15 protein-coding genes are annotated in these 15639 nt (G+C 68.9%); 11 read left to right on the top strand and 4 right to left on the bottom strand.

What is annotated here, in order from left to right:
- Positions 1 to 55: 55 nt before the first annotated feature.
- A complete protein-coding gene (locus tag HWX22_RS26510; protein ID WP_175916711.1) occupies positions 56 to 1369 on the bottom strand; it encodes a GTP-binding protein in 1314 nt (437 codons plus the stop codon).
- Between the two features lie 158 nt (positions 1370 to 1527).
- Positions 1528 to 1977 carry a lytic transglycosylase domain-containing protein gene (locus tag HWX22_RS26505; protein WP_059691488.1) on the bottom strand — a complete coding sequence of 150 codons (450 nt, stop codon included), beginning with the start codon at positions 1975 to 1977 and terminating at the stop codon, positions 1528 to 1530.
- A gap of 367 nt (positions 1978 to 2344) precedes the next feature.
- Between HWX22_RS26505 and gspD the strand changes: the two genes are divergently transcribed.
- Genes gspD through gspF form a run of 3 tightly spaced genes read left to right on the top strand, consistent with a single transcriptional unit; the run spans position 2345 to position 7387 of the window.
- Positions 2345 to 4669 (top strand): type II secretion system secretin GspD, encoded by a 2325-nt coding sequence (gene gspD / locus HWX22_RS26500; protein WP_175916710.1) that lies wholly within the window; start codon positions 2345 to 2347, stop codon positions 4667 to 4669.
- A complete protein-coding gene (gene gspE / locus HWX22_RS26495) occupies positions 4666 to 6165 on the top strand; it encodes a type II secretion system ATPase GspE (RefSeq protein ID WP_059531283.1) in 1500 nt (499 codons plus the stop codon). The genes gspD and gspE overlap by 4 nt, the downstream gene beginning before the upstream one ends.
- A gap of 4 nt (positions 6166 to 6169) precedes the next feature.
- Entirely contained in the window at positions 6170 to 7387 is a 1218-nt protein-coding gene (gene gspF / locus HWX22_RS26490) for a type II secretion system inner membrane protein GspF (protein WP_059531287.1), read from the top strand.
- Between the two features lie 30 nt (positions 7388 to 7417).
- Here the strand turns inward: gspF and HWX22_RS26485 are convergent, their stop codons facing one another.
- Positions 7418 to 7828 carry a type II secretion system protein N gene (locus tag HWX22_RS26485; RefSeq protein ID WP_059448336.1) on the bottom strand — a complete coding sequence of 137 codons (411 nt, stop codon included), beginning with the start codon at positions 7826 to 7828 and terminating at the stop codon, positions 7418 to 7420.
- A gap of 177 nt (positions 7829 to 8005) precedes the next feature.
- Between HWX22_RS26485 and gspG the strand changes: the two genes are divergently transcribed.
- Genes gspG through HWX22_RS26445 form a run of 8 tightly spaced genes read left to right on the top strand, consistent with a single transcriptional unit; the run spans position 8006 to position 13978 of the window.
- Entirely contained in the window at positions 8006 to 8458 is a 453-nt protein-coding gene (gene gspG, locus HWX22_RS26480; RefSeq protein ID WP_059531290.1) for a type II secretion system major pseudopilin GspG, read from the top strand.
- A 43-nt stretch (positions 8459 to 8501) separates the two neighbouring features.
- A complete protein-coding gene (locus HWX22_RS26475) occupies positions 8502 to 9044 on the top strand; it encodes a GspH/FimT family pseudopilin (protein WP_175916709.1) in 543 nt (180 codons plus the stop codon).
- Entirely contained in the window at positions 9041 to 9445 is a 405-nt protein-coding gene (gspI, locus tag HWX22_RS26470) for a type II secretion system minor pseudopilin GspI (protein ID WP_059531297.1), read from the top strand. Before HWX22_RS26475 ends, gspI begins: the two co-directional genes overlap by 4 nt.
- Complete coding sequence (locus HWX22_RS26465; RefSeq protein ID WP_175916708.1) at positions 9423 to 10127, top strand: prepilin-type N-terminal cleavage/methylation domain-containing protein; 705 nt, start codon at positions 9423 to 9425, stop codon at positions 10125 to 10127. The genes gspI and HWX22_RS26465 overlap by 23 nt, the downstream gene beginning before the upstream one ends.
- 2 nt (positions 10128 to 10129) lie before the next feature.
- Positions 10130 to 11257 (top strand): type II secretion system minor pseudopilin GspK, encoded by a 1128-nt coding sequence (gene gspK, locus HWX22_RS26460; RefSeq protein ID WP_059531422.1) that lies wholly within the window; start codon positions 10130 to 10132, stop codon positions 11255 to 11257.
- A gap of 24 nt (positions 11258 to 11281) precedes the next feature.
- Positions 11282 to 12655 carry a type II secretion system protein GspL gene (gene gspL / locus HWX22_RS26455; RefSeq protein WP_175916707.1) on the top strand — a complete coding sequence of 458 codons (1374 nt, stop codon included), beginning with the start codon at positions 11282 to 11284 and terminating at the stop codon, positions 12653 to 12655.
- On the top strand, positions 12652 to 13158 hold the full coding sequence (locus tag HWX22_RS26450) for a type II secretion system protein M (protein WP_059531425.1): 507 nt from the start codon (positions 12652 to 12654) through the stop codon (positions 13156 to 13158). The genes gspL and HWX22_RS26450 overlap by 4 nt, the downstream gene beginning before the upstream one ends.
- 31 nt (positions 13159 to 13189) lie before the next feature.
- Positions 13190 to 13978: a type II secretion system protein N gene (locus HWX22_RS26445; RefSeq protein WP_175916706.1), complete on the top strand. Its 789-nt coding sequence runs from the start codon at positions 13190 to 13192 to the stop codon at positions 13976 to 13978.
- Positions 13979 to 14007: 29 nt separating this feature from the next.
- Here HWX22_RS26445 and HWX22_RS26440 read toward each other — a convergent pair whose 3' ends face one another.
- A complete protein-coding gene (locus tag HWX22_RS26440; protein ID WP_175916705.1) occupies positions 14008 to 15558 on the bottom strand; it encodes an efflux transporter outer membrane subunit in 1551 nt (516 codons plus the stop codon).
- Between the last annotated feature and the right edge of the window lie 81 nt (positions 15559 to 15639).

Below are 15639 nucleotides of genomic sequence, written 5' to 3'. Positions count from 1 at the left end.
TTGCAAGATTTAACGGTTACTGTTCGCAGCCGTTTTTCCCGAGTTTTACCGTGTATTACGCGTGCACGATCTGCGTGTCGCCCGGGTCTTCGTCGTCATGCGAATCGACATCCCACACCGGAAACGGGTCGTCGAACGTGGCCCATTGCGGCGCGTCGAGCGCGAATTCCGCATCGGTGAGCAGGCATGTGTCGAGTTTCGCGCGCCATGCGTCGGCATCGAGCCCGATGCCGATCAGCACGAGTTCCTGACGGCGATCGCCGACCGAGCGGTCGTCGAGGTCGCCCTGCCACTCCGTGCGAATTTCGGCGAGCAACTCGTCGTCGTCCGGCCATTCCGCGCGATCCTGCGCGGCCCACCAGAGACCTGCCGGGCCATGCCGGCACACGCCGCCCGCCTGCGACAGCGAACCCGCGATGTCGTTGCGCGTCGCGAGCCAGAAGAAGCCCTTGCTGCGCAGCACGCCCGGCCACTCCTGATGCAGCAGCGCCCAGAGTCGCGCCGGATGAAACGGCCGGCGCGCGCGGTAAACAAAATTGCCGATGCCGAATTCGTCGGCTTCGCCATGCACGTGCGCGTGATGCGGATCGTGGCACTCCGGATCGTCGCAATGCGTGTGATCGTGATCGAGCGACGCGAGCCAGCCCGGCGCGTTCGCGGCTTCGTCGAAATCAAAGCGGCCGGTGTTCAGCACTTCGCCGAGCGCCACGTTGCCGAACGTCGACACGACCTGGTGCGCGCGCGGGTTGAGCCGCGCAAGGATGTGCTGCAGGCGCGCGAGTTCGTCCGCGCCGACGAGATCGGCCTTGTTGATCACCAGCACGTCGCAGAATTCGATCTGCTCGATCAGCAGCTCGACGAGCGTGCGATCGTCTTCGTCCGATGCGGCGATCCCGCGCGTCGCGAGCGCGTCGTCGGAACCGTAGTCGCGCAGGAAATTGTAGGCGTCGACCACGGTGACGAGCGTGTCGAGGCGCGCGACGCTCGACAGCGACGCGCCGTCGTCGTCGACGAACGTAAAGGTTTCGGCAATCGGCATCGGCTCCGCGATGCCGGTCGATTCGATCACGATCGCATCGAAGCGGCCGTCCGCCGCGAGATTGCGGATCTCGACGAGCAGGTCGTCGCGCAGCGTGCAGCAGATGCAGCCGTTCGACATCTCGACGAGACGTTCCTCGACGTGCGACAGCGCCTGCGCATCGCGCACGAGCGACGCGTCGATGTTGACCGCCGCGAGATCGTTGACGATCACGGCGACTTTCAGGCCCGCGCGGTTCGCGAGGATGTGATTGAGCAGCGTGGTCTTGCCGGCGCCGAGGAAACCGGACAGCACGGTGACGGGCAACGGCTGGTTCATTGCCGGATTCATAACGATTTGCACCAACGGAAAAGAGGGAAAAGCGGCCGCGGCGCCCTGGCGGGGCGCGATCGGCCCGGGCCGGTCGAAATCGCGGCGTGAGATGCGCATTGTGCATCAAACGCGCGCCGGCCGAGCGGCATGGCGTCAGCCGGCGCTGCGGCGCGGCGTCACTGCTCGGGCGGTAGCAGCTTCCACTGCGCCAGGATTCCGGCGATCTGCCGTGCGTACTTGTCGCGCAGCGACGGCGTTTCGGAATGATAGGCGCCGACGGCCTGCCATGTGTTGCCGTAGCGATTCATCTTCTGGCGCAGGTGCCACGCGGCGATGTAGACGCTCTTGCACGGCTGCATCAGCGTGTCGCGGCCGATGCCGTAGCGCGACAGCGTCGGCAGGTGGATCGAATTGATCTGCATCAGGCCGTAGTCGACCGAGCCGTTCGTGTTCTTGTTCAGCGCGTCGGGCCGGTTGCGCGACTCCTGCCACGCGATCGCGCGCAGGATCAGCGGATTGACCTTCTGGTAGCGGGCGGCTTCGTCGAAACAATCCGCGCGAGCGTTTCCGCAGGCGAACCACGCGCCGGCGGCGATCAACGCGATCGAAGCGAACCGTCTGTTCATGTTGCGGAAACGAAAAGGAAATGACGCAAGGATCGGGAAAACCCGTGTCTGTTATTCGTACGACTGGAAACGCGCCGCCCGTATCATACAGACAGTCCGTCGCGTGACGACAAGCGAAAGGCGGCAGCCCGTTTATACCGCATTTTCGTGTCGATTCATCGCAAAACGACGGCGATGGCCTGAATGCCGGGGCATTGCCGAAATCTTACATATTGCATACGGCGTGCCGGATACATGTCGTATGTGAGACAGTCTTCGGATCAATGTGATATTTCGGACATGAAAAACTGCTAATGTCGCGCCTTTAGGACCTGGATCCCAGCACTACCGCCGGAAGTGGCCTGAGCCGGCATCGACCCAATCATCCATGACAAGAAATCGCTTCGTTATGCGGCGCATCGCCACGACCTTGATGGTCGCCGGCATCATCGTCTCGCAGGCCGCCTACGCTCAGGTCACGCTCAATTTCGTGAATGCGGATATCGACCAGGTCGCCAAGGCGATCGGCGCCGCAACCGGCAAGACCATCATCGTCGACCCCCGCGTGAAGGGGCAGCTTAACCTCGTGGCCGAACGGCCGGTGCCGGAAGACCAGGCGCTGAAGACGCTGCAGTCGGCGCTGCGCATGCAGGGCTTCGCGCTCGTGCAGGATCACGGCGTGCTGAAGGTCGTGCCGGAGGCCGACGCGAAGCTGCAGGGCGTGCCGACCTATGTCGGCAATGCGCCGCAGGCGCGCGGCGACCAGGTCATCACGCAGGTGTTCGAGCTGCGCAACGAATCGGCGAACAACCTGCTGCCGGTGCTGCGGCCGCTGATCTCGCCGAACAACACGGTCACCGCCTACCCGGCGAACAACACGATCGTCGTCACCGACTACGCGGACAACGTGCGCCGCATCGCGCAGATCATCTCGGGTGTCGACAGCGCCGCGGGCGCGCAGGTTCAGGTCGTGCCGCTGCGCAACGCGAACGCGATCGACCTGGCCGCGCAACTGCAGAAGATGCTCGACCCCGGCGCGATCGGCAACAGCGACGCGACGCTGAAGGTGTCGGTCACGGCCGATCCGCGCACCAACTCGCTGATGCTGCGCGCGTCCAGCGCGTCGCGCCTCGCGGCCGCGAAGCGCCTCGTGCAGCAGCTCGACGCGCCGAGCGCGGTGCCCGGCAACATGCACGTCGTGCCGCTGCGCAACGCCGACGCGGTGAAGCTCGCGAAGACGCTGCGCGGGATGCTCGGCAAGAGCAGCAACGACAGCGGCTCGTCGGCGTCGTCCAACGATGCGAACAGCTTCAACCAGGGCGGCGGCTCGTCGTCGAGCGGCAACTTCTCGACTGGCACGTCGGGCACCCCGCCGCTGCCGTCGGGCGGCCTGGGCGGTTCGTCTTCGTCGTCGTACGGCGGCGGCGCGACGGGTAGCGGCGGCCTCGGTACCGGGGGCCTGCTCGGCGGCGACAAGGACAAGGGCGACGACAACCAGCCGGGCGGGATGATCCAGGCCGACTCGGCGACCAACTCGCTGATCATCACCGCGTCCGATCCGGTCTACCGGAACCTGCGCTCGGTGATCGACCAGCTCGACGCACGGCGCGCGCAGGTCTATATCGAAGCGCTGATCGTCGAGCTGAACTCGACGACGCAGGGCAACCTCGGCATCCAGTGGCAGGTCGCGAGCGGCCAGTTTCTCGGCGGCACGAACCTGAGCCCGCAGCTGGGCATGGGTAACAGCATCGTCAACCTGACGACGGGCGCGGCGGGCAGCACCGCGCCTGGCCTGGCGGCCAACCTCGCTACGCTGACCCCGGGCCTCAACATCGGCTGGCTGCACAACATGTTCGGCGTGCAGGGCCTCGGCGCGCTGCTGCAGTATTTCGCGGGCGTGAGCGACGCGAACGTGCTGTCGACGCCGAACCTGATCACGCTCGACAACGAGGAAGCGAAGATCGTCGTTGGCCAGAACGTGCCGATCGCGACGGGCTCGTATTCGAACCTGACGAGCGGCACGACGAGCAACGCGTTCAACACGTACGATCGTCGCGACGTCGGCCTGACGCTGCACGTAAAGCCGCAGATCACCGACGGCGGGATTCTGAAGCTGCAGCTCTACACGGAGGATTCGGCGGTCGTCAGCGGGACCACCAACGCGCAGACCGGCCCGACCTTCACGAAGCGCTCGATCCAGTCGACGATCCTGGCCGACAACGGCGAGATCATCGTGCTCGGCGGCCTGATGCAGGACAACTACCAGGTATCGAACAGCAAGGTCCCGCTGCTCGGCGACATTCCGTGGATCGGCCAGCTGTTCCGTTCGGAATCGAAGGTGCGCGCGAAAACCAACCTGATGGTATTCCTGCGCCCCGTGATCATTTCCGATCGCAACACCGCGCAGGAAGTCACGGGCAACCGCTACGACTACATCCAGGGCGTGACGGGCGCGTACAAGTCGGACAACAACGTGATCCGCGACAAGGACGATCCGGTCGTCCCGCCAATGCCGCTCGGCCCGAGCCAGGGCGGCACGCCCGCCGGGAACCTGTTCGATCTCGACAAGATGCGTCGCCAGCAACTGCAGCGCCAGGTGGCGCCGGTGCCGGCCCAGCCGTTGCCGGAGGCAACGCCCGCGCAGCCGCAGAGCGTGCCGCAGCAGTCGGTGCCGCAACAACCGCTGACCGCCACGCCGGGAGCCTCGCAGTGACCGACGTGCTCGCGTCCTCCGCCCACGACGGCGCGCCGGGCGAACGGCAGCCGCCGTCGCCGCTCGCCGCGCGCCTGTTGCCGTACGGCTTTGCGAAGAGCGGCCAGGTGCTGATCGCGCACCAGCTCGACGACACGCTCGAGGTGTGGATCAGCGAACGCACGAACGACGCGGCGCTCGCCGAAATCGCGCGCAACTTCGGCTCGATCTCCGTGCATCGCGTGCCGGCCGACGAGCTCGCGCAGGCAATCAACCAGGCCTACGCGCGCCAGGACGGCAGCGCGGCGCAGATCGTCGGCGAGGTCGAAGGCGAAGTCGACCTGTCGCGGCTGATGCAGGACATCCCCGAAGTCGAGGATCTGCTCGAATCGGAAGACGACGCGCCGATCATCCGGATGATCAACGCGCTGCTCACGCAAGCGGCGCGCGAACAGGCCTCGGACATTCACATCGAGCCGTTCGAGAACGCATCGGTCGTGCGCTTTCGCGTCGACGGCACGCTGCGCGACGTCGTGCGCCCGAAGAAGGCGCTGCACGGCGCGCTGATCTCGCGGATCAAGATCATGGCGCAGCTCGACATCGCCGAGAAGCGCCTGCCGCAGGACGGCCGCATCACGCTGCGCGTCGGCGGCCGGCCGGTCGACGTGCGCGTGTCGACGCTACCGACCGGGCACGGCGAGCGCGCGGTGCTGCGTCTGCTGGAAAAGGATGCGCAGCGCCTGAACCTCGAGGCGCTCGGGATGGGCCGCGACACGCTCGTCCAGTTCGACAAGCTGATCGGCCGCCCGCACGGGATCGTGCTGGTGACGGGCCCGACCGGTTCGGGCAAGACGACGACGCTGTATGCGTCGATGTCGCGGCTCGAAACGGCGACGACCAACATCATGACCGTCGAGGATCCGATCGAATACGACTTGTCCGGCATCGGCCAGACGCAGGTGAACGAGCGGATCGGAATGACCTTTGCCCGCGCGCTGCGTTCGATCCTGCGCCAGGACCCGGACGTGATCATGATCGGCGAAATCCGCGATCTGGAAACCGCGCAGATCGCGGTGCAGGCATCGCTGACGGGCCACCTCGTGCTCGCGACGCTGCATACCAACGATGCCGCATCGGCCGTCACGCGCCTGACCGACATGGGCGTCGAGCCGTACCTGCTCGCGTCGTCGCTGCTCGGCGTGCTCGCGCAGCGCCTGGTGCGCCAGCTCTGCCCGGTCTGCAAGGAAGAGCGGCACGAGGAAGGCCGCACCGTGTGGCATCCGGTCGGCTGCGACAAGTGCGGGCATTCGGGCTACACCGGCCGGCGCGGCGTGTACGAACTGCTGGTCGTCGACGATTCGATCCGCACGCTGATCCACCGCAACGCGGCCGATGCGGAGATTCTCGCCGCTGGCCGCGCGGAAGGGATGCGCACGCTGCGCGACGACGCCGAGCGCTGGCTCGCGGCCGGCGCGACGTCGCTCGAGGAAGTGCTGCGCGTGACGGGAGGCGCATAGCGCGATGCCGGCATTCCGTTTCGAAGCAATCGATTCGGCGGGGCGCGCGCAGAAAGGCGTGATCGACGCCGACAGCGCGCGCGCCGCGCGCGGCCAGCTGCGCACGCAGGGGCTCACGCCGCTCGTCGTCGAGCCGGCCGCCAGCGCGACCCGCGGCGCGCGCTCGCAGCGCCTCGCGTTCGGCCGCAAGCTGTCGCAGCGCGAGCAGGCGATCCTCACGCGCCAGCTCGCGAGCCTGCTGATCGCGGGGCTGCCGCTCGACGAGGCGCTCGGCGTGCTCACCGAGCAGGCTGAACGCGACTACATCCGCGAACTGATGGCCGCGATCCGCGCGGAAGTGCTCGGCGGCCATTCGCTCGCGAACGCGCTGGGCCAGCATCCGCGCGACTTTCCGGAAATCTACCGCGCGCTCGTCGCGGCGGGCGAGCACACCGGCAAGCTCGGCATCGTGCTGTCGCGCCTCGCCGACTACATCGAACAGAGCAACGCGCTGAAGCAGAAGATCCTGCTGGCGTTCACGTATCCGGGAATCGTCACGCTGATCGCATTCGGCATCGTCACGTTCCTGCTGAGCTATGTCGTGCCGCAGGTCGTCAACGTGTTCGCGAGCACGAAGCAGCAACTGCCGCTGCTGACGATCGTGATGATGGCGCTGTCGGATTTCGTCCGGCACTGGTGGTGGGCGATCCTGATCGCGGTCGCGCTCGTCGTGTGGTTCGTGAAGGCGACGCTGTCGCGCGACGGGCCCAGGCTCGCGTTCGACCGCTGGGTGCTGACGGCGCCGCTCGCGGGCAAGCTCGTGCGCGGCTACAACACGGTGCGCTTCGCGAGCACGCTCGGGATCCTGACCGCGGCCGGCGTGCCGATCCTGCGCGCGTTGCAGGCGGCCGGCGAGACGCTGTCGAACCGCGCGATGCGCGCGAACATCGACGATGCGATCGTGCGCGTGCGCGAAGGCTCCGCGCTGTCGCGCGCGCTGAACAACGTGAAGACGTTTCCGCCGGTGCTGGTGCACCTGATCCGTTCAGGCGAGGCGACGGGCGACGTGACGACGATGCTCGATCGCGCGGCGGAAGGCGAGGCGCGCGAACTCGAGCGGCGCACGATGTTCCTGACGAGCCTGCTCGAGCCGCTCTTGATCCTCGCGATGGGCGGCATCGTGCTCGTGATCGTGCTGGCCGTGATGCTGCCGATCATCGAGCTGAACAACATGGTGCAGTGACGGCCCGGGCGCCGGTCGGGCCGCCGCCGTTCAACGCATGTAGATCGCGGGGGACGGCGTGTTCGCGGGGAGCTGGATTTCGGCGCGGGCGCCGTTGCGGTCGACGATGATCGAGCGGCTGCGGACTTCGGCGAGCTTCGCGCCGGGCGTGACTTCCGCGCCGAGCGACACGGCACGCGGCGGTTCGCCGCCGACGCCGACGATCGCGGCGCCGCCATGATCGAGCGCGAGAATGCCGAACAGGTGGATGTCCTGCACGGGATTCTTGTCGAGCTGTCCGCCGAAGAGCGCGGCGGCGTCCTCGGTGCGGATCGGCAACCGCGCAGCGGCGGCGGGCAGCGGCGCTTCGCGGGCCGACAGCGTGACGACCCAGTAGGTGGCCGTCGCGCACAAACCCGCGAAGAGGGCTAGGGAGAGGATCCGGATCGAGAGCGCGTTCATGCGCGCTATTGTACGGATGTATATGAAATTTGCGTTGGGTGAAAGCCCTCGGCAATGCGCGCCTTACAATGCGTGCTCCGCGCCCGGGGAAACGGAAGCCAGCCGTCAGGCAAGCGTCCGGAATACGCCGGGTGCGTCACTCAATCGACGATATTTTTTGGAAAGAGGTAGTCAGTCATGCAAACGTGGATCACTCGCCGTAATGCGGCCGTGCGCCGTCAGCGCGGTTTCACGCTGATCGAGATCATGGTGGTGGTCGCGATCCTCGGGATCCTGGCGGCACTGATCGTGCCGAAGATCATGAGCCGTCCCGACGAGGCACGCCGTATCGCCGCAAAGCAGGACATCGGCACGATCATGCAGGCGCTCAAGCTGTACCGTCTCGACAACGGCCGCTATCCGACCCAGGAACAGGGCCTGAACGCGCTGACCCAGAAGCCGACCACCGATCCGATCCCGAACAACTGGAAGGACGGCGGCTATCTCGAGCGCCTGCCGAACGATCCGTGGGGCAACGGGTACAAGTACCTGAACCCGGGTGTGCACGGCGAGATCGACGTGTTCAGCTACGGCGCCGACGGCAAGGAAGGCGGCGAGAGCAACGATTCCGACATCGGTTCGTGGCAGTAAGCCCGCACTAACCGGACCGACGTTCTTCCCGCTTCTTCACTTCATGCCCGCCTTTCGCACGCCCTTGCGCTCCGCTCGCGCTCGCCGCGATGCCCGCGACGGCCGCGTGCGTCGCGGCGCGGCCGTGACCGCGGCGCGCGCGCACGGCTTCACGCTGCTCGAGATGCTGGTCGTGCTCGTGATCGCGGGCCTGCTGGTGTCGCTCGCGTCGCTGTCGCTCACGCGCAATCCGCGCACCGACCTGCGCGAGGAAGCGCAGCGCATCGCGCTGCTGTTCGAGACGGCCGGCGACGAAGCGCAGGTGCGCGCACGTCCGATCGCGTGGCAGCCGACCGAGCACGGCTTCCGTTTCGACGTGAGCTCGCCCGACGGCTGGCGCACGCTGCGCGATGACGTGCTGCGCCCGCGCGACTGGGACGGCGGCGTCACCGGCGCCGACATCGACTATCCGGGATCCGACACGCGTGCGAGCCGCGTCGTGTTCGGCATCGAAAGCGTCGACACGCCGGTGCGCGTGACGCTCCATTCGGCAGTCGGCAGCGCGACGATCGTCGGCACCGGCAACGGCCGCTACGAGGTGCAATGACGATGCGTCGTCGCCTGCCCTTCCCGGCTCCTTCCCGAGGCTTCACGATGATCGAGGTGCTGGTCGCGCTCGCGATCATCGCGGTCGCGCTCGCCGCGTCGATCCGCGCGGTCGGCACGATGGCGACCAATGCATCCGATCTCCATCGCCGGCTGCTCGCCGGCTGGAGCGCCGACAACGCACTCGCGCAGCTGCGGCTCACGCATGCGTGGCCGGAGGTCGGCGAGCAGAGTTTCGACTGTTCGCAAGGCAACGTGCAGCTGGTCTGCACGCAGCGCGTGAGCACGACGCCGAACCCGGTGTTCCGGCGCGTGCAGATGTCGGTGAGCATGCCGGGGCACGCCGGCGTGCTCGCGCAAATGGTGACGGTGGTCGCGAATGAAACCAGCCGTCCGCTCTGACGCGCCGATGCGGCGCCGGCCCGTGCGTTCCGTCGGCTCGCGCCGCGTGCGCGGCTTCACGCTGATCGAACTGATGATCGCGATCGCGATCCTCGCGGTGGTCGCGATCCTCTCGTGGCGCGGCCTCGACCAGATCATGCGCGGCCGCGACAAGGTCGCGTCCGCGATGGAGGACGAGCGCATCTTCGCGCAGATGTTCGACCAGATGCGCATCGACGCGCGGCTCGCCGCCACCGACGACGAAGCCGGCCAGCCGGCGATCGGCGTCGCCGGCAACACGCTGCAGATCGTCCGCGAACTCGACGTGCCGGGCGCCGCGCCTCGGTTGCAGGTGGTCCGCTACCGGATCGCCGGCGGGCGCGTCGTGCGCTATGCGTCGCCGCCGCTCGACGACGCGAACCGCCTGCGCGACGTGCTGAAGGACAGCAGCGTCGACGGCTGGAGCTGGGTCGCGCTGATGGGCGGCGTCGGTGCGATCGACGCGAAGCTGTACGTGCCGCGCGTCGGCTGGACCACCAACCTGCAGGCGGCCAGCGACGCGCTGTCGCAGAACAACGATGCGCTGAAGGTGCCGCAGATCGGCAATGCGCCGCCGACGCGCGCGGTGACGGGGCTGCAGGTCAGCATCGGCGCGACGTCGCTGCGCATGCCCGTCACGCGCATTTTCCTCGTCGGGGAATGACGATGCGCGCGCGCCCTCACCGTTCCCGGTTCGCCGCTCGCGGCGGCGCACGCGCGCATGCACGCACGCGCCGCGAGCGCGGTGCGGCGATCATCACCGCGCTGCTCGTCGTCGCGCTGTCGGCGATCCTCGTGTCGGGGATGCTGTGGCGTCAGCAGGTGCAGATTCGCCGCATCGAGAACCAGCGCGTGATCGCGCAGGCGCAGTGGGTCGCGCGCGGCGCGCTCGACTGGACGCGCATGATCCTGCGCTCCGAAGGCGACACGGCGCCCGGCATCACCTATCTCGGCGGAATCTGGGCCGTGCCGATCGCGAAGACCAAGCTGTCCGACTTCCTCGGCCGGATCGGCGCGCCGAACGACAACGGCGGCGAAGACACCTACATCTCCGGATCGATCGAGGACGCGCAGGCGAAGTACAACCTGCGCAACCTCGTGTCGTCGCCGGCGCCCGGCGTGCTGCAACTCAACGTGATGCAGCTCCAGGCATTCCAGCGGCTGTTGACGACGCTCGGCTACGACGGCGCGTTCGCGAAGCGGATCGCGCTGCAGATGCGCGCGGGCCTGATGCATTCGGCGACGCGCTTCCAGACGCCGACGCTGCCCGGCGCCGGTACGGCCGCGACCGCGCCGGTGCCCGGCGGCGACATGACCGGCAACATCACCGACGAACCGGGGATGTCCGACGGCGATCGCGGGCCCGCGCCGCTCCAGATGACCGGCGTCGACAGCCTGCTCGACGTCGACGGCGTCACGCCCGAGATGGTCGCGCGGCTGCGCCCGTTCGTCACCGTGCTGCCGACCACCACGCCGGTGAACATGAATACCGCGCCGGCCGAGGTGATCGCGGCGCTGGTGCCGGGGATGAGCGTGTCGTCCGCGCAGGCGCTCGTGGCGCGGCGCGAGACCGTGTTTTTCCGCAACGTCGGCGACGTGCAGCTCGCGCTGCGCGGCGCCGGAGCGCCGCCGAACGCGACGATCGACTCGAGCCTCGTCGACGTCAATTCGAACTATTTCATCGTGCATGGCCGGATTCAGCACGATCGCGCGGAGGTCGATCGCACCTCGCTCGTGTATCGTGATTCGACCACGCACTCGACGCGGGTCGTGCGCATCCGCGACCAGCTATAACGACGCCATTCGGGAGAGGAGCTCTTGAGCACGCTGATTGTTTCTTTGCCGCCGCGCGAGCCGGCCGTGCCGCTGCAGGAGTGGCAGTGGCCCGAGCTGCCGTTCACGCTCGTGGACAAGGCCGGCCAGGTGCAGCGCGCGGGCCGCGCCGCGCTCGCGCTGCTGCCGCGCGCGAACGCGACGGTGCTGATCGTCGCCGCGCGCGACGTGCTGCTGCTGGCCGCGACCGTGCCGCCGCTCAAGGGGCCGAAGCTGCGCCAGGCGCTGCCCAACATCGTCGAGGACCAGCTGATCCAGGATCCGCTCGGCTGCCATATCGCGCTCGATCCGGTCGCGCTGCCGGACGGCCGCCGCGTGCTGGCCGTCGTCGATCGCGCGTGGTTCCGCGCGATCTGCGACGCGTTCACGGCGGCCGGCCATCGGCACCTGAGCGCCGTGCCCGCGACGCGCTGCCTGCCCGCGCCGCGGGCGCCGGCGGCGGACGCTGCGCCCGATGCGCCTGCCGAGGGTGAGGCCACGCCGGCCGCCGCAATCACGGCGGCGGACGAGCCGCCCCTTCGCCCGACGGCGGTGGCCGCGGTGCTCGGCCTCGCGACGACGGTCGAACCCGTGCTCGTGGAAGCCGGCGCGCAGCCGGCCGCGGCCGGTGCGCCGCGTCTCGAGCTTGCGATCGCGCGCGGCGCGCTCGGCGAAGGTTTCGCGGCGCCGGCATCCCGCGCGGGCGGCACGCTGGCCGCGCTCGCCGGTGGCGGCGACGTCGAGCTGTACGAACTCGGCGAACCGGGCGCGGAGCCGCGCCTCGCGTCGGTCGGTCGTGCCGACGGCCCGCTGCTGCCCGGCGCGCAACCGCTGTCGTTCGACGCATTCGCGCGGCGTGCGCTGACCGAGCGCTTCGATCTGTGCCAGTTCGAATTCGAATCCCAGCCGTGGCGCTTCGACCGCGCGACGGTGAAGCGCCTGCGCGTGCCGATCGCACTCGCCGCGGCCACGCTCGGCGTCGCGGTGATCGGGATGAACCTGCACTGGTGGAAGCTGTCGCGCGAGCGCGACGCGCTGTCCGCGCAGATCACCGAGACGCTGCTGTCGGCCTTCCCGAAGACGACGACGGTGCTCGATCCGCCCGCGCAGATGCAGCGCCAGCTCGACCAGCTGCGCCTTGCGGCCGGCGAGCTGTCGCCGAACGATTTCCTCGCGCTGTCGAGCGGGTTGTCGCGTTCGATGGGCGCACTGCCGCTGAACGGAATCGCGTCGCTCGATTATCACGACCGGCGGCTCGACGTCGGCTTCAAGCCGGAGGTCAAGGTCGACCCCGATTTCCCGCAGCGTCTCGCACGCAACGGGCTGTCCGGCGAAGTCGACAGCAGCACCGGCAAATGGACGATCCGGAGCCGCTCATGAAGACCGAACAACTGAACCAGACGCTGGCCCAGTTCTGGGGCGAACGCACGCCGCGCGAGCGGACGCTGCTCGGCTGGGGCGGCGCCGTGCTGGCGGTCGCGATCGCGTATTCGGTGCTGTGGTCGCCCGCGCAGGAAGGCCGCGCGCGGATCCGCCACGAACTGCCGACGATGCGCCGCGAGCTCGCGCAGATGACCGCGCAGGCCACCGAGGCGAAGTCGCTGACGGCCGCCGCGCAAGGCGTCGCGCCGACCGGCCTCGCGCTGAAGGACGCGCTCACCGCGTCGCTGTCCGATCACGGGCTGCAGGGCGCGCAGGTGCAGGTCGTCGGTAACGGCGTGCAGGTCCAGATGAAGAACGTGCCGTTCCCGGTGTGGACGCAGTGGCTCGACGACGCGCGCCGGCAGTTCAAGGTGCAGGTCGGCGAAGCGCACGTGACCGCGCTGAAGGAAGACGGCCAGGTCGACCTGACGGCCGTGATGCAACCCTCGACGCAGAAATGACGCAGTGGATGAAACAAGCGACGGTCGGCCGATGAGGCCAGGGATCCGGCGGCTCGTCGCCGCATTGCCGTGGGTGGTGGCGGGCGGGCTCGCGACGGCGCTGACGCTCGTCGCGCTCGCGCCGGCCGCCTGGATCGCCCCGCGGTTCGCGCGCGCGACCGGCGGGCACGTCAACCTCGTCGATCCGGACGGATCGCTGTGGCACGGCTCGGGCACGCTGATGCTCGCGCCGGGCGCCGACCAGAGCGCGGCGACGCTGCTGCCGGGCCGGGTCGAATGGACCACGGGCTTCTGGCCGCTCCTGACCGGGCGCGTGCAGATGCGCATGCGGCAGACCGAGGCAATGCCCGACGCCGTCACGCTCGACGCGACGTGGCGCGGCGCGGTGCTGTCGGCGGGCTCTATGGCCGTGCCCGCGTCGCTGCTCGCCGGGCTCGGCACGCCGTTCAACACGCTCGACCTGCAGGGTGACGTGCGGCTTGGCTGGACCGACTGGCGGATGATCGGCAACAACGCGTTCGGCCAGTTGACGGTGACGATCGATTCGATGAGTTCGCGCGTGTCGCGCGTGAAGCCGCTCGGGTCGTACCGGGCAGTGCTACAGGCGAAGGGGGCGGACGCCGATCTCGACCTGTCGACGACGCAGGGCCCGCTGTTCCTCGACGGGCACGGCAGCTTCGGCCCCGGTCAGGGTTCGTTTCGCGGCACCGCGCACGCGGCGCCCGAGCAGCAGGCGAATCTCGCCGGGCTGCTGAACTTGCTCGGCCATCCGATCGGCAACAACCAGGTGTCGCTGATCTTCGGCGACGCGACGCGCTGACGCGCCCGGCGCGCTCGCCTTTTCCCGTCTTACTTCTGCGCGAGCGGTGCGGCAGCCGACGGCGCCGCCGCACCGGATGCCGGCACCGGCGCTGGCACCGGCGCCGCCACATCGCCCGTTTCGCGCGCCATGTCCGATGCATCCCAGCCGCCGCCGAGCGCCTTCACGAGCCCGACCGACGACACCATCCGCTGCCCGCCGATCGTCGCGAGCTTTTGCTGCGCGGTGAACGCGGTGGTCTGCGCGGTCAGCACGTTCAGGTAGGCGACCGTGCCGGCCTTGTACTGGTTCGTGACGATCGCGAGCGCGTGCTCTGCGCTGTCGACGGCCTGCCGCTGCACGTCGACTTCCTGCGCGAGGATGCGCTGCGACGCGAGGTTGTCCTCGACGTCCTGGAACGCGGTGAGCACCGCGAGGCGGTACGCGGCGACGTCCTGGTCGTAGGTCGCGCGCGCGGCATCTGTCTGCGCGGCGCGCAGGCCGGCGTCGAACAACGTCGCCGCGAGCTGCGGGCCGACCGTCCAGAACCGCGCGGGCAGCGTGAACAGCTGCGACCACACCGAGCTCTGGAAACCGCCGGTGGCCGACAGCGTGAGCGTCGGGAAGAACGCGGCAATCGCGACGCCGATCTGCTCGTTCGCGGCCGCCGCGCGGCGCTCGGCCGCCGCGATGTCGGGCCGGCGCTCGAGCAGCGCGGACGGCACGTCGACCGGCGTGATCGGCGGCTCCGCCGCGAGCGGATTCGGCGGCAGCGAGAACGTCGAGGCCGGTTCGCCGATCAGCGTCGCGATCGCGTGCTCGTACTGCGAGCGCGCGACGCCGTTTTCGATCGCCGCGGCCTGCGCGCTCTGCAGCTGCGTCTGCGCCTGGATCACGTCCGCGCGCGCGGCGACGCCCTGCGCGTACTGGTTCTGCGTGAGCTTCAGCGATTCGCCGTACGACTTCACGGTGTCGTCGAGCAGCTTCTGCAGCGCATCGGACGTGCGCAGCTGGAAGTAGGTCTGCGCGAGCAGCGCCTGCTGCGACAGCCGCGCGTTCGCGAGATCGGCCGCGGCGGCCGCCTCGCCGGCGCGCTGCGCGCTGACGCTGCGGCTCACCTTGCCCCACAGGTCGGGCTCCCAGCTCGCATCGAGACCGACGCTGTAGCTGTTGCCGATCGACGAACTGCTGCCGAAGCCCGACGTGCTCGACGTCGACGCGCGCCCGGTGCGGGAGCGCGAGCCCGACGCGGTCAGCCCGACGGTCGGGAAGTACGCGGCACGCGCTTCGGCGACGAGCGCGCGGGCTTGCCGGTACGCGGCGGCCGATTGCGCGATGGTCTGGTTCGATGCGTTGAGCTTGCCGATCAGCGCGTCGAGCTGCGGATCGTTGTAGACGGTCCACCACGGGCCGCGGTCGGCCCGGTCGGCGGGCTGCGCGACCTTCCAGCCGGCCGGCGCTTCCTTGAAGGCGGCGGGGATCGACGTGTCGGGCCGGTGATAGTCGGGCCCGACGGCGCAGCCGGCGAGCAGCACGGCCGTCGCAACGGCGACGGCGGCGCTCAGCGGGCGAAGGGCGCGCGGGAGGGGGGCGTACGGCATCGTGGTATTCCTGTCTGGGCGCGATGGCCGGCGAGCGGCGTCGCGCGATGCGGTCGTTGTGCCGCTGGCGGACAAATGGTA

It is taken from the genome of Burkholderia sp. BCC1638, assembly GCF_902833195.1.
Classification (GTDB): Bacteria; Pseudomonadota; Gammaproteobacteria; order Burkholderiales; family Burkholderiaceae; genus Burkholderia; species Burkholderia diffusa.
This window is presented reverse-complemented; position numbering and strand designations above follow the sequence as displayed.